This window comes from Acidobacteriota bacterium, from assembly GCA_016184105.1.
In the GTDB taxonomy this organism is placed as follows: Bacteria; Acidobacteriota; Vicinamibacteria; order Vicinamibacterales; family 2-12-FULL-66-21; genus JACPDI01.
On record JACPDI010000002.1, the window covers coordinates 1 to 18,741 of the forward strand.

At 67.7% G+C, this 18,741-nt stretch carries 16 protein-coding genes; 5 read left to right on the forward strand and 11 right to left on the reverse strand.

From position 1 onward, the window contains the following. Positions 1–398 precede the first annotated feature (398 nt). Positions 399–872, forward strand: a complete 474-nt coding sequence (locus HYU53_00165) for a hypothetical protein (protein MBI2219607.1) — start codon at positions 399–401, stop codon at positions 870–872. Here HYU53_00165 and HYU53_00170 read toward each other — a convergent pair. The 7 genes from HYU53_00170 to HYU53_00200 form a co-directional block, all read right to left on the reverse strand. Then, entirely contained in the window at positions 869–2,251 is a 1,383-nt protein-coding gene (locus tag HYU53_00170) for an MATE family efflux transporter (protein ID MBI2219608.1), read from the reverse strand. The two genes, HYU53_00165 and HYU53_00170, sit on opposite strands and share 4 nt — an antisense overlap. Before the next feature lie 11 nt (positions 2,252–2,262). Then, positions 2,263–3,570, reverse strand: coding sequence for an RIP metalloprotease RseP (gene rseP, locus HYU53_00175; protein ID MBI2219609.1), 1,308 nt, complete (start codon positions 3,568–3,570; stop codon positions 2,263–2,265). A 27-nt stretch (positions 3,571–3,597) separates the two neighbouring features. After that, entirely contained in the window at positions 3,598–4,785 is a 1,188-nt protein-coding gene (locus HYU53_00180; GenBank protein MBI2219610.1) for a 1-deoxy-D-xylulose-5-phosphate reductoisomerase, read from the reverse strand. Next, the gene (locus HYU53_00185) at positions 4,782–5,576 is read right to left on the reverse strand and encodes a phosphatidate cytidylyltransferase (GenBank protein MBI2219611.1); all 795 of its coding nucleotides are present in this window, start codon (positions 5,574–5,576) and stop codon (positions 4,782–4,784) included. Before HYU53_00185 ends, HYU53_00180 begins: the two co-directional genes overlap by 4 nt. Before the next feature lie 35 nt (positions 5,577–5,611). Continuing rightward, complete coding sequence (locus HYU53_00190; protein ID MBI2219612.1) at positions 5,612–6,397, reverse strand: isoprenyl transferase; 786 nt, start codon at positions 6,395–6,397, stop codon at positions 5,612–5,614. 76 nt (positions 6,398–6,473) lie between these two features. Next, the gene (truA, locus tag HYU53_00195; GenBank protein ID MBI2219613.1) at positions 6,474–7,217 is read right to left on the reverse strand and encodes a tRNA pseudouridine(38-40) synthase TruA; all 744 of its coding nucleotides are present in this window, start codon (positions 7,215–7,217) and stop codon (positions 6,474–6,476) included. Continuing rightward, complete coding sequence (locus HYU53_00200) at positions 7,210–7,779, reverse strand: orotate phosphoribosyltransferase (protein ID MBI2219614.1); 570 nt, start codon at positions 7,777–7,779, stop codon at positions 7,210–7,212. The genes truA and HYU53_00200 overlap by 8 nt, the downstream gene beginning before the upstream one ends. Positions 7,780–8,227: 448 nt before the next feature. On the opposite strand from HYU53_00200, the gene HYU53_00205 reads away from it, so the two are divergent. Then, positions 8,228–9,739, forward strand: coding sequence for an ATP-binding protein (locus HYU53_00205; GenBank protein ID MBI2219615.1), 1,512 nt, complete (start codon positions 8,228–8,230; stop codon positions 9,737–9,739). A gap of 65 nt (positions 9,740–9,804) precedes the next feature. Here the strand turns inward: HYU53_00205 and HYU53_00210 are convergent, their stop codons facing one another. Further along, complete coding sequence (locus HYU53_00210; protein ID MBI2219616.1) at positions 9,805–12,180, reverse strand: S9 family peptidase; 2,376 nt, start codon at positions 12,178–12,180, stop codon at positions 9,805–9,807. A gap of 259 nt (positions 12,181–12,439) precedes the next feature. On the opposite strand from HYU53_00210, the gene HYU53_00215 reads away from it, so the two are divergent. From HYU53_00215 to HYU53_00225, 3 genes are read left to right on the forward strand one after another with little or no spacing between them, the layout of a single operon-like run. Then, positions 12,440–13,954, forward strand: a complete 1,515-nt coding sequence (locus tag HYU53_00215; protein MBI2219617.1) for a TolC family protein — start codon at positions 12,440–12,442, stop codon at positions 13,952–13,954. Between the two features lie 12 nt (positions 13,955–13,966). After that, positions 13,967–14,794, forward strand: a complete 828-nt coding sequence (locus HYU53_00220; protein MBI2219618.1) for a glycosyltransferase family 2 protein — start codon at positions 13,967–13,969, stop codon at positions 14,792–14,794. Continuing rightward, on the forward strand, positions 14,794–15,921 hold the full coding sequence (locus tag HYU53_00225) for a glycosyltransferase family 4 protein (GenBank protein MBI2219619.1): 1,128 nt from the start codon (positions 14,794–14,796) through the stop codon (positions 15,919–15,921). The genes HYU53_00220 and HYU53_00225 overlap by 1 nt, the downstream gene beginning before the upstream one ends. Positions 15,922–15,942: 21 nt before the next feature. On the opposite strand, the gene HYU53_00230 is transcribed toward HYU53_00225, so the two are convergent. The 3 genes from HYU53_00230 to HYU53_00240 all read right to left on the reverse strand — a co-directional run bounded on the left by HYU53_00230 (position 15,943) and on the right by HYU53_00240 (position 18,740). After that, positions 15,943–16,800 carry a TIGR02757 family protein gene (locus HYU53_00230; GenBank protein MBI2219620.1) on the reverse strand — a complete coding sequence of 286 codons (858 nt, stop codon included), beginning with the start codon at positions 16,798–16,800 and terminating at the stop codon, positions 15,943–15,945. Then, positions 16,794–17,201: a hypothetical protein gene (locus tag HYU53_00235; protein ID MBI2219621.1), complete on the reverse strand. Its 408-nt coding sequence runs from the start codon at positions 17,199–17,201 to the stop codon at positions 16,794–16,796. The genes HYU53_00230 and HYU53_00235 overlap by 7 nt, the downstream gene beginning before the upstream one ends. Before the next feature lie 210 nt (positions 17,202–17,411). Then, entirely contained in the window at positions 17,412–18,740 is a 1,329-nt protein-coding gene (locus tag HYU53_00240; protein MBI2219622.1) for a dihydroorotase, read from the reverse strand. Position 18,741 lies beyond the last annotated feature (1 nt).

Here is an 18,741-nt window from a genome sequence, read left to right on the forward strand (position 1 = left end):
TGAAATGGATCACAGCTTTACGCGAATCGGACCACGTCGCAGCCTTCGCGCCCTGCGGATTATAGTGGCCGAGTATGTCTATTCAGAGGCAGCGCTTGAGGCGTCCGAACTCTGCAACTGCAACGTAGCGTCCGAGGGCACGTACGATGGTTGCAATCAATCGACTCATTTCTGCGGGCCGAATACACCCGATCCGCCGTATGTCTGCGAGCGCCCGCAGTACCAGGATTGTGGCCTGTTCGACAATCACCCTTGCGACGGCTACTGCATGCCCTATAGTGGTGGGGGTGGGTGCGGCGTGCCGGAGGGATGCATCTAGCGCATCTAGGCGTCAAAGCATTCTGCGGCGGCACCGTCGAAGACGGCTCGACGGTACCGCCTGCGCCTTGGAGAAACGAATGACCCGACGAATCCGGGCGCGCGTTATTGCTGCGATCCTGCTCTTGACGTTCGCGGCGCCAAGCGCTGTTGCTCGTGCAGGGGACAACGGCTACGAGCAGTTCATGTCCTTGACCGCGGAACAACGTCGCGAAGCGTTCGCGCGCCTTCCTGCCGATCAAAAAGCGGCACTGAAACGGACCCATGCGCAGCGGTGGCTTGAAACCCATCGCGCAGAACTATCGGCCGGGCAGGTTGCTGCCGTCGAACAGGCGATCGACTTCGTTACTCCGGAGCTGTACGACGGTCCTCAAACGGAAGAACGCCGCCGTCGCGAGCAAGAGATCAGGAAGAGGCTCGAATGTTCCATCGGGAGAGACCGCGCGGCAGCCGCGTTCGTACTCATGCCGGAGATCCCGCAGCCCACGCCGGAGGGCCTTGGGCGCGTCGTCGATCAGTGGCTGGGCTGGTTTGTTGACTGCGTCATCGGCTAAGTTCCTTGACCTGAGCCTTGGCAACTCGCTGCGCTCAGCGCGCGAAGCTCGCGCACGTGCCGGATCCACGCGATCAGCAGCACGACGCCGACGATGATCAGGCCGGTTGAGAGGCCGACCCACAGCCCCACGACGCCCCAGTGCCGGGGAAACGCGAGCACGTAGCCGAGCGGCAGGCCGACGAGCCAGTGCCCGGCGAAGTTCCACAGCATCGGCGTGCGCGTGTCGCCGACCCCCCTCAGCACGCCGGTCGCGACTCCCTGCAGGCCGTCGAACAGCTGGAAGATCGCCGCCACGCGCAGCAGCACGATGCCGATGGCGATGACGGAGGCGTCCGTGGTGAACGCGCCGATCAACTGGCGGCCGAAGACCACGAAGGTCGCGGCGGCGAGCGCCATGAACCCGACGCCAATCAGCAGCGCCGTCCATCCCGCTCGCGCCGTCCCGGCCGGATCGCGGCGCCCCACGGCGTGGCCGACGCGCACCGCCGCCGCCGACGCGATGCCGAATGGAACCATGAACGAGACGGCGGCCATGTTGAGCGCGATCTGGTGCGCCGCGATGGACGAGGGGGGCAGCTTGCCGGCGAGCGTCGTCGCCGCGGCGAACACGCCGACCTCGAGGACCGCCTGCATGGCCGCGGGGAACCCGAGGCCGACAAGCCTCCGGCAGCGCGCGCGCTCGATGGCCAGCGGCGTGTCGAACAATCCCGTACGGCACCTGCGCTCCGCGATGACGATCGTGGCCAGGAGGAACGCGGCCATGTAGACGCGCGAGATGACCGTCGCCCAGGCCGCGCCGGATACGCCGAGCGCAGGCAACCCGAGCCTGCCGTGGATGAGCAGATAGTTGGCGATGGCGTTGACGACGTTGGCCGAGATCAGCGCCGCCATCACGGGCCTGACCATCGTCAGTGCCTGGAGGTAGCGGCGGAACGCCCCGTAGAGCAGCAGCGGAAGCGACGACCACAAGACGACGTTGAAGTATGCCTGCGTCAGCGGCATGACGCGCGGGTCGAGGCCCCACACGTCGAGCGTCGCGCTGATTCCGATGCAGGCGGCCGTGAGAGGGATCGCGAGAACGACGGCGGCGGCCGTCCCGTGAACGAGCCACGTGTGACACTCGTCCATGCGCGAGGCGCCGAAGGCCTGCGAGACGAGCGTGTCGAGGCCGAGAAGGATCCCGATGCCGAACACGGCGAGCGCCATGAACAGGCTGCTGCCGACGCCGACCGCCCCGATCGCTTCCGGCCCGAGCGGGCCGACCATGAGCGTGTCGACCACGCCCATGAACATCCATCCGAGCTCGGCGAGGACCACCGGCGCCGCGAGCTGCAGCATCGGGCCGAACTCGCGTCGGACGCCGAGACCTCGAAGCATGGGGCGGGTTGTTACCGCCAGGGCATGAGGCGCTCGATCCACTGCACGCGGGTCAGGTCGTTGTAGATGACCGTGACCATGAGCGCCATCAGCACCACGAAGCCGGCGAAGAGCAGCCGCTCCTTGACGCGGATGCTGAAGTCGCGCCGCGCGGCGCCTTCCATCGCCATGATGGCGATGTGGCCGCCGTCGAGGACGGGGATCGGCATCAGGTTCAGCAACCCGAGGTTCAGCGAGATCATCGCCATCAGGTTCAGCAGCGGCACCCACCCGAGTTGGGCGGCGCCGCCGGACAGCTCGGCGATCCCGACAGGACCCATCAGCTGCCTGACAGAGGTCTCGCGCGTGAAGAGGCCCGCGAGCGTGCGGAAGATCAGCCTGGTCCAGTCCCAGTTGCGCTCGAAGCTCATGGCCACCGCCTGCAGCGGTCCCGGCTCGATCGTGCGCACTTCGAAGGCGGTGAGCTGCACGCCGATGCGCTTGCTGCGCGGCGTCGCCACGATCTCGCGCTCCGCGCCGTCGCGGCGGATGGCAAACCGCACGGGACGCCCGTCGCGCGAGCGGATGTGGGTCACGAGATCGTCGTACTGCACGTTGCGGACGCCGTCGACGGCGAGGATGACGTCCCCCTTGCGCAGGCCCGCCTGGTCCGCGGGCTCGCCCGCCGTCACGCCGGCGACCTGCGGGTGCACGAGCGGCTGGATGCCGATGTCGCCGATCTCGTACTTCGTCTGGCCGATCGGCGTGACGATGACCTGCTGTCGAACGCCTTCACGCGTGGCGAGAATGGTGACCTCGCGGCCCGCCTTCGGCAGGATCGCCAGGCTGAAGGCTTCCCAGTCCGGGATGGCCCGGCCGTTGATTTCGAGGATGCGGTCCCCCGCCCGGAGGCCCGCGGCCTCCGCCGGAGACCCCTCGAGCACGCGGCCGATCACGGGCGGCTCCGTCTCGTACGCCGGAACGTCCGCACCCTGGTAGAGCACGAACGCCATCACGACGACGGCGAGCGCGAGGTTCATCATCGGGCCCATGATGTAGACGAGGAAGCGCTCCCACTTGGTGCGCGACATGAACTCGTCCGGGCGCCCGGTGAGCGATTCGTCAGGGTTCTCCCCCGCCATCTTCACGTAGCCGCCGAGCGGAATGGCGCTGATCGCGTACTCGGTGTCGCCGCGGCGAAACTTCAGCAGCTTCGGGCCGAAACCCAGCGAAAACGTCAGCACGCGCACGCCAATCCGGCGCGCCATGAGGAAATGGCCGAGCTCGTGGACGAACACGAGCACGCCAAGAACCAGCAGGAAAGCCCACAGATGTGTCATAGACCCTGGATTGATTGTAACAGCCCGTCAGGCGCCGGCGGCGGCGAGCAGCTCTTCGGCCCGACTGCGCGCCCAGCGGTCGGCCTCGCGCACGTCGGTCAGTGATTTGACGTCGACAGACGGGCGGCGTTCCGCATCTTCGATGGCCCGCTCGATGAGGCGCGGGATCCCGGTGAACGGCAGGCGATGCGCGAGGAACGCCTCGACGGCGATTTCGTTGGCCGCGTTGAGCACGATGGGCAGCGCGCCGCCGTCACGCAACGCACGGTACGCGAGCGGCAGGCACGGGAACCTGCGCGGGTCTGGCGGCAGAAACTCGAGGCTGCCGGCGCGCGTCAGGTCGAGCCGCTCGAGCGTGCCGTCCCAGCGCTCCGGATAGGAGAGCGCGTACTGGATCGGCAGCCGCATGTCGGTCACGCCGAGCTGCGCGATGACGGAGCGGTCCTTGAACTCGACCATCGAGTGGACGATCGACTGCGGGTGCACGACCACGTCGATCCGCTCGCCCGGCATGTCGAACAGCCAGTGCGCTTCGATCACCTCGAGCCCCTTGTTCATCAACGTCGCAGAGTCGATGGTGATCTTCGGCCCCATGCGCCACGTCGGATGACGCAGGGCGTCTTCAGGGGTCACGCGCTCGAGCGCGTCCGGCCCGAGCGTGCGGAAGGGGCCGCCGGACGCCGTGAGAATGAGCCGCTCGACCTCGTGCTGCGCGCGCCCGTGCAGGCACTGGTGGATCGCGTTGTGCTCGCTGTCGACCGGCAGGATGCGCACGTGCCGCCGGCGCGCCGCGCCTGTCACGATCGCGCCGGCCATGACGAGGACTTCCTTGTTGGCCAGCGCGATGGTCTTGCCCGCCTCGATGGCCGCGAGCACGGCATCGAGCCCCGCGGTGCCGGAGGAGGCGAACAGCACGATGTCCACGTCGGGGTGCGTCGCGATCGCGAGGAGGCCTTCAGCGCCCGCCGCTTCGACGGCGAGGCGCGCGCCGGCGGCGAACGCCGCGCGCGCCTCGTCCAGGGCCGCCCGCGTCGCCATCGCCACGGCACGCGGCCGGAACTTCCGCACCTGCTCCGCGAACCGCTGCGCGTTTTCGCCCGCGGCGAGTCCCACGACCTCGATGCGGTCCGGGTAGGCCTCCGCGACGGCAAGCGCGCTGCAGCCGATCGATCCGGTCGAGCCGAGAATGGCGATGCGTTTGCGCGTGCACGTCACTTCAGCACCGCGTAGCGCAGGAACACGTAGTACACCGGCGCGGCGAAGAGCCAGCTGTCGAGGCGATCGAGCAGGCCGCCATGCCCCGGAATCAGCGACGAGCTGTCCTTCACTCCCGCGCTGCGCTTGAGCAGCGACTCGAACAGGTCGCCCACGATGCCGAGCTCGACGAGCGCGGCGCCAAGCATCGCCAGGGCCGCGGGCGGAACCCCGGGAAGCCAGTACAGGCCGAAGCCGACCGTCGCCGCGGTGCCCACGACGAGCCCGCCGAACGCCCCCTCGATGGTCTTCTTCGGGCTGATCGTGGGTGCGAGGGGGCGGCGCCCAAACGCGCGGCCGGCGTAATACTGCGCGGTGTCGCTGAGCACGAGCGCGGCGATGAGCAGAAGCGCCGCCTCGCGGCTCACCGACGCGCGGACCGCCACGAGCGCCCCGATCGGCACGCCGAGATAGATCACCGGAAACAGGCTGGACGTCGCGTCGCGCAGCCGCGCGGCGTCCGGCACGCCCGCCCCGACCGTGAGGCCCCCGACGACAATCAGCGCGGAGATCAGGACGACATCGAGCGGCGCGCCGGGCGAGACCATCGCGATCGCCGCCGCCACGGTCGCAGCCAGCGAGACCAGCCAATACACACGGGCGCCGAGCTGCTCGGCGAGCGTCACGTACTCGAAGAAGGCCAGGACCAGCGCGACCAGGGCGAGGACGAGCGTGGCCACCGGCGGGAGGAACCAGATCGTGCCGAGGACAACGGGCAGGAGGACGAGCGCGCTCAAGACTCTCTGGAGCATGACTTCGCCTCGCGGCAATTCAGCGCGTGCGGCACTCAGCGCCCCGCGACGGCCGGCTGCGGGATCCCGCCGTAGCGGCGCTCCCGCTTCTGGAAGGCGAGAATCGCCTCGAGGAGGTGACGCTTGCGGAAGTCGGGCCACAGGGTCTCGGTGACCCAGATCTCGGAATAGGCAATCTGCCAGAGCAGGAAGTTGCTCACGCGCATCTCGCCGCTCGTCCGGATGAGCAGGTCGGGATCGGGTTGTCCCGCCGTATACAGCAGGTGGCCAATCGTCGTCTCGTCGATGTCGGCGGGCGCCAGGCCCTGCGCAATCGCCCGCTTGAGCGCGTCGACGATCTCGGCGCGCCCGCCGTAGTTCAACGCGATGTTGAACAGCATGCCGGTACAGCCCGCGGTCTTTGTCTGGCCGCTCTCGAGCTCGCGACGCACGTCCGCCGCCAGCTCGTCGGGGCGGCCGATGACGTTGAAGCGGATGTTATTGCCCAGGAGCGTGTTCAGCTCGAGGCGCAGATAGCGCTTGAGCAGCATCATGAGCGTGGACACCTCGGTCGCGGGGCGCTTCCAGTTCTCGACCGAGAACGCGTAGAGCGTCAGCACGCCGACGCCGATGCGCGCGGATGACTCGACGACGTCGCGCACCGAGTCGATCCCCGCGCGGTGCCCTTCCACGCGCGGCAGGTGCCGCTGCGCCGCCCACCGGCCGTTGCCGTCCATGATGATCGCGACATGCCGCGGCAGCTGATCGAAGTTGATCTGGCGGACGAGCGACTCCTCGGCGGACCCGGGGGGACAGACCGACAGGATGTCTTGAAACCCCATGACAGCGATAAACACCGATCATACCGCAGTCGGCGGCGCCGGCGTCCTCGTACTTTGCATCACAAAGTATCTGCCGTCAATAGTCCACGGAAACGAGGAACAGTCCCAGGGCCGGTGCCGTCGGCCCGGCGAGCGACCGATCCCGCGACTCGAGCACGCCCGCGACCCACTCCGGCACGGCGCGCCTCGCGCCGACCTGGGCCAGCGTCCCGACGATCGTGCGGACCATGTGCCTGAGAAACCCGTTCGCGGTGACGACGACCGACAGGTGCGGGTCGTCGAACTCCACCTCGAGCGAGGTGATTTCCCGCTCCGTCGTCTTGACGGAACCACCGGCCGCCTGGAACGCGGCGAAGTCGTGGACGCCGACGAGCGCGGCGGCTGCCGCCTGCATCGCCGCGACGTCCCGCAGGTGCGGCAGGTGCCACGCGTAGCGCCGTTCGAATGGAGACAGGAACGGCCCGGTCACGATGCGGTACTCGTAGGTCTTCGCGCGGGCGCTGAAACGCGCGTGAAAATCGTCCGGCGCGCGCTCGACGGAAACCACCCGCACGTCATCCGGCAGTTTCGCGTTGAGCGCCCGCTGCAGCGTCTCATCGTCGAGCGACACGGTGAGCGGGACGCTCGCGACCTGCGCAAGGGCGTGGACGCCGGCGTCGGTGCGCCCGGCGCCCGTGACGGTGACCGGCGCGCCTTCAAGCGTCGCGAGCGCGTCTTCGAGAAGGGCCTGGATCGACACGCCGCGCGCCTGCCGCTGCCAGCCGACGTAGCCCGTGCCGTCGTACTGAAGGGTGAGTCTGGCGTTGCGTCGCTCAGGCACCGCGCGACCCCGGCTTGACGACGGGCTTCCCTTCCGCGCACAGGGGGCATGCGCCGGGCTGGTGGGCCGGCAGCGGGTAGTCGGCCAGCGCGGCAAAACCGACGTCAAGCCCGTGCGACTCGCTGCGGTTGATGATCGCGGCAGCGCCGACCACATCCGCGCCCGCGGCGCGCGCGACGTCAATCGTCTCGCGGGTGGACAGGCCGGTGGTCAGCACGTCCTCGACGACGAGCACGCGCTCGCCCGGCTTCAACGCGAAGCCGCGCCGGAGGGTGAGCCGTCCCTCGACGCGCTCGGCGAAGATCGCGCGCGCGCCGAGCGCGCGGGCCACCTCGTGGCCGATGATGAGGCCGCCCATGGCCGGCGACAGCACGACCTCGACGTTCAGCCCACGAACCTTCCCGGCCAGCGCGCGGCCGAGCGTCTCGGCGTCGCGCGGATCCTGCAGCACCAGCGCGCATTGCAGGTAGCCGCCGCTGTGCAATCCGGACGAGAGCCTGAAGTGCCCTTCGAGCAGCGCGCCCGACCGGCGGAAGAGATCAAGGACGTCGTTTCGGTGCATGCGGAGGACCGATTGTACTCTCTACGTTCGCTATCTGCCCCGATGCCGCAGCCCGGGACGCTCGCCGGGTGCGCGCTCTCCGCCGCCCTCGTCCGACTCACGCGGTCCGGGGAAGCCGGTCCGGCGTGATCCGCGCGCCGGATTTACGGGCGTGAGCCCCGCGGGCGATCGCATCGCACCGAACGGGGGCACTGGTGAGCTGACGCTCCCGGCTTGGAGCGGCTGCGACGCACGCTGGAACGCGAGGCGCCTGCTGGCCTGTGGCACCATGCCCCGTCCGGGGGTGCGCGGCGGGTTCTCGACGGATGGCGCTTAGCGGCAGCCCCCTTCGGCTCATCGACCCGCGCGTCCGCATCGGAACGTGTCGGAGTATGCCATTTGTTTACAGGCACTTACAAATTAGAGTCAGCGCGTTGATTTTAGCGACCGTCGATGGTACTCTCGGGCGGTGCGGGAAATTCCGAAAGACCAAGTCGTCCGGAGGATTCAAGCGGAGAACCCTTGGTGGCGCGCGCCCCACACGATCAACCCAGCATGGGATGAAATGCGGCGCCGTGACTATCTTGAACTCCTGTTTCCTCTAATAACGAATCTTTCGGTGCGGCGTGCCGTGCTTCTCATGGGGCCGCGACGTGTTGGCAAGACCGTCTTGCTGCACCATACAGTCCAAGAGCTCATTCGGGACGGAGTCGAGCCCAACCGAATCTGTTATGTCTCAGTCGATCACCCGCTTTACAACGGGTGCGGCCTAGGTGACTTACTTGCGCTTTGCAGGGAAGCCGCGGCGATTTCATCGGGCGGGTCTCCTGCGTACGTATTCTTCGACGAGGTTCAGTACCTACGCGACTGGGAAGTGCACTTGAAGACGCTCGTCGACACCGAACCCCACATTCGATTCGTCGCATCCGGATCGGCTGCTGCGGCGCTGAAGTTGAAGAGTAACGAGTCGGGAGCCGGCCGTTTTACCGACTTTTTGTTGCCACCCCTCACTTTCTGCGAGTACATCGGCCTTCTGGACAAAACGAATCTCTTGACCGCTCCTGACAAGAGCGGCCCTCAAGGGTCGGCCTTTTTCGGTACGGACGACATCGAGGCGCTCAATACCGAGTTCGTTAAGTACCTGAACTTCGGCGGGTATCCGGAAGTCATCTTCTCGCCAGACATCCAAGACGACCTCGCTCGGTTCATCAAGAGTGACATCATCGACAAAGTCCTGCTGCGAGATCTTCCGAGCCTTTATGGAATCCAAGACATTCAAGAACTGAACTCACTGTTCACGACCCTTGCCTTCAACACGGCAAATGAAGTGTCTTTGGAAGGCTTATCAAGAAATTCGGGAGTAGCAAAGAACACGCTGAAACGATATATCGAGTATCTAGAGGCTGCATTCCTCATCCGCACGGTGCACCGTATCGATCGTCGCGGCAGACGATTTCAGCGCGCCAACTTCTTCAAGGTATACCTGACCAATCCATCAATCCGCAGTGCACTTTTTTCGCCGCTGAATGACACCGATGACGCGTTCGGTGATCTCGCGGAGACCGGCGCTTTTTCGCAATGGTTTCATGCTGACGTGAGAACAACGTTACGATACGCGCGCTGGCCAAAAGGCGAAGTCGACATCGTTTGCCTTAACGATGAACAGAGGCCGGCGTGGGCCGTTGAAGTCAAATGGACTGACAGATTCGTTGACAAGCCGCACGAACTGAACAACCTATTCGAATTCTCCGCGGCGAACGGACAGAGCAAGGTGCTCGTCACCTCGAAATCCCGATCACGAGTGGTTGTCAGCAACGGCATAGAAGTTAAGTTCATTCCGGTGAGCCTTTACTGCTACACAGTTGGCTACAACATAATCCGCGGGAGGCAGTCTCGGAATCTCGCGACTATTGGCTCGGACCTGGAGAAACTTCACAGCCCGACGGTGCTTCCGCCGGAGCCAGCGACCGGGATGTCATGATTTCAGCTGTTCGCGACCTATTCCAGCGGTCACTGCCCACGGAAGCTGATTGACGTCGTTTCCACTCAACGCGCTGCGGTGCCCCGCCACGCGCGACCGCGCTGCCGCAGGTTCGCCTCGAACAGCTTCAGGATCCGCCTGTACTCGTCGGCCCAGCTCGTGGCTTCGGTGAAGCTGTGGTTCTCGACCGGGTACGCCGCGAGCTCCCAGTTTTCCTTCCGCAGTTCGATCAGCCGCTGCGCGAGGCGCACCGAGTCCTGGAAGAACACGTTGGTATCGACCATGCCGTGGCAGATGAGCAGCGCGCCTTTCAGGCCCTCGGCAAAGTAGATCGGCGAGCTGCGCCTGTACGCCTCCTGGTCCCCGTGAGGAACGTTGAGGATGTTCGACGTGTAGCCGTGGTTGTAGTGCGCCCAGTCGGTGACGGGCCGCAGGGCGGCGCCCGCGGCGAACACGTCCGGCGTCGTGAACATCGCCATGAGGGTGATGAACCCGCCGTAGCTTCCGCCGTAGACGCCGATGCGCCTCGGGTTCACGCCCTGCGTGGCGGCAAGATATCGTGCGCCGTCCACGACGTCATCGAGGTCCTTGCCTCCCATGTGGCGGTAGATCGCGGTGCGCCAGTCGCGCCCGTAGCCGCGGCTCGCGCGGTAATCGACGTCCAGCACCACGTAGCCGCGCGAGGCGAGCAGGTTGTGGAACATGTACTCGCGGTGGTAGGTGGACCAGTACTTGTGCGCGTTCTGCAGGTAGCCCGCGCCGTGCACGAAGACGACGCCCGGCTTTGCCGGATCGGGCCGGGCGCCAATCATCTCGGGACGATAGAGCCTGGCGTACACACGGGCGCCGTCGCGTGCCGGGAACGTGACGATCTGCGGATCGATCCATCTGAACGCCCGCCACTCCGCGGTGGGGGTGGTCGTCACCTGCCGCGCCGCCGCGCCGGCGCGGTTCGGCATGATGAATACCTCCGGCGGCTTCGTGGCGTACGAGTGGACGAGACCGAGCGCGGCGCCGTCGGGCGAGACTTCCGCCTCGTTCGAGCCGGTCATCGACGTGATGCGCGCCCGCGCACCCCCGTCAACAGGCACGGCGTAGAGGTGGCGCTCGGCGGGATGATGCTCCGTCGAGGTCACGTAGAACGTGCGGCCGTCAGCCGACAGCTGAACCTCGTCGATCTCGAAATTCCCTTCCGTGATCTGCGTGGGACGCGGGTCCGCCGCCGTCACATCGACGGTGTAGAGGTGCATCCATCCATCGCGCTCCGACAGGAAGTACACGCGCTTTCCATCCTCGAGGAACTGCGCTGGCGTGCCCCCATCACGCACCCACGCCTCATCGTGCGTGTGCTCGACGACGCGGGCCTTACCGGTGGCAGGATCGATCGTGACGAGCCAGCGGTCCTTGTTGTCGCCGGCGCGCGCCGACGCCACGGCGTCTTTCCCGTCTCTCGAAAAAACGGGCATCGTCCAGCGGACCGGGCGTGGCGCGGCGAACGTCGCCTCGACCCACACGCTCTTGCCGGTCCCGAGGTCGAGCACCGCAAGCAGGAGCTCGTCCTGCGCATCGCCCACGTTCGACCGCCCGGGGATCATCTCGGGGTACGAGGACTCGGTGATGTAGCCGGGCACATCCGACGTTTTCGCTCCCTGTGCCCGTTCCGACACGAGCACGAAGACGTGCCGGTCATCCGGTGAAAGGAGCAGATCGACGGCGGCCTGCCCGTCCTTCAGATCGAGCTTCGGCAGCGCATCCCGCCGCTCCTTCGTCTCGTCGCGCTGCTTCTTCTCTGCCGCCTCGCGGACATGTTCCAACAGCTTCTTCTCTTCCTCCCGGAGATACTTCTGGCTGTCGGTCAGGCGCGGCTCGGGCTTCCTGACGGCAACGTCGGTGAGCTGCACCAGGAGTTGCGGGGCGTCACCGGCGGCAGCGGCCGGCACGATGAACAGGTTGCCGCCACGCGTGAACGTCACGTGCGTGTCGTTCCGGGCCCACCGCGGGCTCGCCTCGCCGTCCGACGTCCGGGTGATCTGCCGGCGTGTCCCGGACACGCTGTCCACCAGGACGATGTCGCCGCGGTCGACGAAGAGGACGCGCCGGTGCGCCCGATCCCAGCGGCCGCCTGCGGCCGGCGGTGCCGAGCGGCGCGCGTCCTCGGTCAGCGGCGTGAGCTGGGTTCCGTCGGCCCCAACCATCCACGTGCCGGCTTCGTCTTCTCCAGGGCGGCGCCATTCGAAGTACAGCCGCTTCGAATCGCCCGACCAGCGGAGCCCGGTGGGCGGATGGCCCACCAGGTCCGGTCCTCGCATGATGCTGTCCACGGTGAGCCGAAGCGGCGCGGTCTTTGCGGCGGGTTCGACCTGCGCGCCGGCGACAGTCGCGAGCGAACAAAACAGCAGCGCAAGTCCTGATGCACGAGAGGGAAAGCGGCGGTGAGACATGGCGGAAAAGTATACAATTCTGAAACCCTCACGCAGGCCCGCCCGTCTATGTACCGCAGGGTCCATTCCGTTATTCCACCTGGAGATACCCACGATGTGTTCGAACCGTAGTACGTCGGCCTGGATTCGCCTCGCGACGGCAGCGTTCCTCGCCGCGAATCTGTCCGTTTGCGGCACCGCGGTGTTCGCGGCCGGGCAGGCGCCTTCGCCTGCTTCGCAGGCTTCGGCCCCCCCGGGCCAGTCATCGGCCGTGCCGGGCATGCCCGCGCAACCGGCGCCGCAGACGGGCCCCGTTCGGCGGCTGAGCGTCGAGGATGCGGTGGCGATGGCGCTGGAGCAGAACCTGAACCTGCGGGCGGCGCGGCTCGATCCGCAGATCCAGGACCTGTCGGTGGCGCAGGCGCGCGCGGCATACGCGCCGAACCTGTTCTCCACATTCGCCACGTCGAGCAACGAATCGCCGTCTCAGAGCTTCCTCTCGGGTTCAGAAGAGACGATTACCGACGACCGGTTCAACTCCGCCTTCGGCGTGCGGCAGAACCTGCCGTGGGGGGGCGGGAACTACCAGGTGAGCTGGGCGGGCTCCCGCCGCGAGACGACGAGCTTTACGAGCTTCAATCCGCAGCTCGCGTCAAACGTGGACGCGCAGCTGGTGCAGCCGCTGCTGCGCAACTTCAAGATCGACTCGCTGCGCCAGCAGGTTCTGCTGAGCAACAAGCAGCGGGAGATCGCGGACGTGCAGCTGCGCCAGTCCATCGCACAGATCACGCGCAACGTGCGCAATTCGTACTGGGACCTCGTCTCCGCCGTCGCGAATCACGAGGTGCAGACGCAGTCGCTCGAGCTGGCGCGCGAGTCGTTGCGCAACAACCGCACCCGGGTGGAGGTCGGCACGATGGCGCCGATCGACATCGTGGAAGCGGAAGCGGAAGTCGCGCGGAACGAGGAAGCGGTCATCGTCTCGGAGGCGGCGATCCGCTCGGCCGAGGATCAACTGCGCGCGCTCGTCGCCGATCCCTCGCGCCCGGACTTCTGGTCGATGCGCCTCGAGCCGACCGACCAGCCGATGATGGCGCCGCCGCGGCCGATCGACGTGAACGCGGCGGTCTCCAACGCGCTGCAGAACCGCACCGACATCATCCAGACGAAGAAGCAGCTCGAAAGCGCCGACATCAACATCCGCTTCTACAACAACCAGCGGCTGCCCGACCTCAATCTCGAGGCCAGCTACGGGCTGACGGGGCTCGGCGGAACCCAGCTCGAATTCGGCCAGGGGGGGTTCCCGCCGCCGGTCATCGGGCAGACCAACCGCAGCTTCGGCTCGGTGCTGAGCGACGTCTTCCGCAACCAGTTCCCGTCGTGGACGCTCGGCGTGACGATCGGCTATCCCATCGGGCGAAGCGCCGCGGAGGCCAACCTGGCGCGCGCGCGGCTGCAGAACACGCAGTCGCGGACCGCTCTCCAGAACCTGGAGTTGCAGGTCACGACCGCCGTGCGCGAGGCGGGACGGCAGGTGAACACGAACCTCAAACGGGTGCAGGCCACGCAGGTCGCCCGCCAGCTGGCCGAGCAGCGCCTGGCGGCCGAGCAGAAGAAGTTCAACGTCGGCATGTCCACGACGTTCATCGTGTTCCAGGCGCAGCGCGAGCTCACCAACGCCCGCAACAACGAGCTGCGCGCGATCATCGACTACAACCGCTCGACCGTGGACTTCGAGGCGATCCAGCAGATTCCGCTGGCGGGCGGGGGACCGGTGGGAGTGGCGCAGCCGTGATAACCTCCCCCCGTGCCGAAGCTCTCGGTCACAATCATTACCAGAAACGAAGCCGCCAATATCGCGCCCGCCCTCGGGTCGGTCGCGTGGGCGGACGACATCGTCGTGGTGGACTGCGGCAGCACGGACGCGACGGTGGACGTCGCGCGGGCGCGGGGCGCCCGCGTGTTTCATCGCGACTGGAAGGGCTTTGCGGAGCAGAAGAACTACGCCGCGGAGCTGGCGGAGCACGACTGGATCCTGTCGCTCGACGCCGACGAGCGCGTGACGCCGGCGCTCGCCGATGAAATCCGCGCCCTGATGGCGTCCGAGCCGGCGCAGGCCGGCTATCGAATCCCGCGTGTCAGCTGGTATCTCGGGCGGTGGATTCGCACGACCGATTGGTATCCCGATCGACAGCTGCGCCTGTACGACCGGCGCCGGGCGCGGTGGGGCACGCGCCGGGTGCACGAGTCGGTCAACGTGGATGGGGAGGCCGGCCGGTTGCAGCATGAAATCCAGCACCGGCCGTATCGCGATCTCACGCATCACCTCGACACGATGAACCGGTATACGACGCTCGCGGCCGAGGAGATGTACGAGCAGGGACGGCGGTCCGGGCTGGCGTCGCTGACCGTTCTTCCGGTGGCGGCCTTCGCGAGGAACTACGTCCTGCGGCGGGGCTTCATGCAGGGCACGAGGGGATTTGTGATCTCGGTGCTCAACAGCTATTACGTGCTGCTGAAGTTCCTGAAACTCTGGGAGCGCCAGACGTCCGGCCCGGGCACCACCGAGCCGGTCTCGCCCGATCCGCACGTTCGCACTCCCGGCCCCGGGCCGCGCGGCCCGGGACCCACCTGATGTTCTCGCTCCACGTCGACACCGCGCGGACCTGGCGCGGCGGCCAGGCGCAGGTCCTCATGACCGTGCTCGGCCTGCGCGAGCTGGGGCACCGCGCCGTGCTCGTGGCGCACCCCGACGGCGTGCTTCGCCAGCGCGCCAGCGAGGGACACGATCTGATCCTGTTCGCGCCGCGAAGCGAGATGGATCTCGGCGCCGCGTGGAAGCTGTCGCGCGTCATCCGGCAGATGAGCCCCGACATCATCCACGCGCACGACTCGCACGCGGTGGCCATGGCCGCGTCCGCCCTCTCGATGGCATCTCCCAGGCCGTGCCCGCCGCTGGTGATGTCGCGCCGCGTGGACTTCCACATCCGCAGGAACGCGCTCTCGCGCTGGAAGTACAACCAGGTGGACCGGTTCCTCTGCGCGTCGGACGCGATCCGGCGCATGCTGATCGACGATGGAGTCGCGCCCGAGCGCACCGCGGTCGTGCACGACGGAGTGGACCTTGCGAGGCTGTCCGCCGTGCCGCCGGCAAGCATCCACGAGGCGTTCTGGCTGCCGCACCACGCGCCGGTCGTGGCCAACGCCGCCGCGCTCGTACCGCACAAGGGGCAGCGGCACCTGGTCGAGGCAGCGAAGATCGTGGTCCGCGAGGTGCCGGATGCGCGGTTCGTCATTTTCGGCGAGGGAGAGCTGCGCGAGTCGCTCGAGCGGCAGATCAGGTCTCACGCGCTCGAGAAGCACGTGCGGCTCGCGGGGTTTCGCGCCGACGTGCTGTCGCTCTGCAAGACGATCGATCTCTTCGTGATGAGCTCGATCACCGAGGGGCTCGGCAGCGCGGTCCTCGAGGCGATGGCGTGCCGCCGGGCGGTGGTGGGCACCGAGGCGGGCGGGATCCCGGAGGCCGTCGTGCACGGCGAGACCGGCCTCCTCGTGCCACCGCGCGACGATGCCGCGATGGCGGACGCGATCGTGCGGCTGCTGCGGGACCCGGCGATGCGCACGACGTTCGGCGAGGCCGGCTACCGGCGCGTCGAGGAACACTTCAGCGCTGAGCGGATGGTGAGGAGAGTGCTCGGCGTGTACGAGGAGCATAAGGGGGACAGTCACACTTTCCTGGGGCGCGGCTTCGGGAAAGTGTGACTGTCCCCCTTATTCCGCGTCCTATCGCGTCACCGGCCGGCAGACGCCCTTCAGCGGGCAGTCTCGGTTCCCGCGCGGCGTGCCGTAGCCGCACATTCCCGCCATGCCGATGTGGCACAACGAGAAGTCGTAGCGGACCGGGTCCTCCGGTGACAGCTCGCGGAGCGCCGCGGTGATCTCGGCCGCCATCTTCCACCCCGGCGTCGCGCGCGTGGTCAGCCGCAGGCAGCGCCCCAGCCTGATCACGTGCGTGTCGAGCGGCACCACCAGCTTCGACGCGGGCACGCGCGTCCACACGCCAAGGTCCACCGCGTCGCGCCGCACCATCCAGCGCAGGAACAGGTTCAACCGCTTGCAGGCGCTGCCGCCGGAGGGGCGCGGGAAGAAATGGCGGACGCCAAGGCGCGTGCGCCGCCGGCCGTAGACGGCGGAGAGGTCGCACTCCAGCGCGCGGCGGCAGAACGCGTCGAGCGCCGCGGCGATATCCGTGTCGGCGTCCGAGTATTCCGCGAGGAAGAAGTCTTCGAGCGACCCGGCGTCCTCGATCATGCGGCGGAGGATCAGCAGCAGCGCCGCGAGGTCGCGCCCGCCCACCCACCGGTGCACGAGCGGCAGCAGCTCGGGGTGTGCCGCGGGGTCGAAGCGCCGCACGAACGCGCGCGGAGACGGGCCGAGGATCGCGAACAGCCGTTCGATCGATTGCAGGACGCTCGCCACGCGGCCGAAGGCGAGCGCCGCCGCGCAGAAACCCGCGATCTCGAGGTCACCGGGATCCGGATAGCGCCGCACGAGCTGGACGGGATCCGCAGCGGAATCCGTGCGGTTGAAATCGTCGTACTGGGCGTCGAGGACGCTCCGGTACCGCTCGAGTGCTACCACGTCGTGATCGGAATCCGTTCCCGGCACATCGGGCACGTCTCGGCGGTGTAGTTGTGGGCGGATTGATAGGAGGCCAGGGCGAAGTTGGGGACGCCGGGATCGACGACCGATTCGCCCCGGTCGTAGATCTCCACGGTGGCGAGCACCTCCCCGCCGGCGCGCCGCACCAGGTCGGCGCACAACTCGAACGTCTTCCCCGTGTTCCGCACGTCGTCGGCGACGAGCACGCGCCGGCCCTGCATCTGCCGGGCGTAAAAGGGGCGAAGCACGAACGCGCCGTCGTCGTCCTCGGTGAACGGCGCGAATTGCGACGGCGGATGCCCGAGGCTGCGGCGCCCGTCCAGGAGGCCGGCGCGCGTGTGCGCCAGGAGCGCGCCCCCCGTCACCGGCCCGGCGACCACGTCCGTCCTCGAGAGGAGGTCTCCGGGAATGACGTCGAGCAGGTCCTGCGCGAGCTGCCAGATCGTCGAGGGATGGCGAAACAGCTGGTGCGGGTTCAGGTAGACGCGCCCGTGGTACCCGTTTCCANGTACCCGTTTCCATAGTCGAAGTGCCCGTTGACCATCAGCACCTCGAAGTCCTGCAGCTTCCTGAGCGCCTGCAGCCTCACTTCATCCAGCCGCGACACGTCTGCCCTCCAGGTTCGCGGCGCCCGGCGCGCCGGGATTCACGTACACGAGACGGCCGCCCACGATCGTCGCCGCCACGCCGCCGCGCAGCGTCCAGCCATCGAACGGCGTGTTCTTCGACTTCGATCGCAGCGCCGCGGCCGAGATCGTCGTCGGCATGTCTGGCGCGAGAAGCGTGATGTCGGCCGGCGCGCCGCCGGCGAGCGTGCCGCCGGGGACGTTGAGAATCCTGGCCGGGTTGACCGACATGAGCTCGATCATCCGATTCACGGTGATTCGTCCCGCGTGCACGAGGCGATCGAAGACCAGCGCCACCGCGGTCTCGAGGCCGACGATGCCAAAGGGGGCGCGGTCGAACTCCACGAGCTTCTCGTCGTAGTGGTGCGGCGCGTGGTCGGTCGCGATGGCGTCGATCGACCCATCCGCGAGCCCCTCGATCAACGCATCGCGATCCGCCAGGTCGCGCAGCGGCGGGTTCATCTTCACGTTCGTGTCGTAGCCCTCGAGCGCCTCGTCGGTCAGCACCAGGTGATGCGGGGTCACCTCGCAGGTCACGCGCACGCCGCGCTCTTTCCCCGCACGCACCGCGCGCAGCGAGCCGCGCACGCTCATGTGTGCAATGTGCACCGGCGCGCCGGCCACGTCCGCGAGCGTGACGTCGCGCTCGACCATCAGGGCCTCTGCGGCGGCCGGGATGCCGCGGAGCCCCAGGCGGGACGCGTGGTAGCCCTCGTGCGCCACGCCGTCGGCCTTCAGCGACGAGTCCTCGCAGTGGTCGATCACCGGCATGCCGAACATGCCCGCGTACTCGAGCGCGCGGCGCATCAGCAGCGCGGTCGCGACCGGCCGGCCGTCGTCGGAGATCGCGACGCACCCTGCGCGCTTCAGCTCGGCGATGTCGGCAAGCTGCTCTCCCTTCGATCCGCGCGAGACCGCGCCGATGGGATACACGCGCGCCTGCCCTGCTTCCGCGGCGCGCCGGAGGATCAGCTCCGTCACCGCCGCGTGGTCGTTCACCGGCTCGGTATTCGGCATGCAGGCGACGGCGGTGAAGCCGCCGGCCACGGCCGCCGCCGTGCCGGTCGCTACCGTCTCCTTGTGCTCCTGGCCGGGCTCGCGCAGGTGCACGTGCATGTCGATGAGCCCGGGCACCACCAGCCAGCCAGCCGGCACCTCGACGATCGACGCGCCATCGCCGGGGATGGAGGTGCCCACCCGCGCGATGCGCTCTCCCTCGACGAGCACGTCCGCCGGCCCGTTCAGCCCGCGCACGGGGTCGACGACGTGCCCTCCCTTCAACAGCAGTTTCACG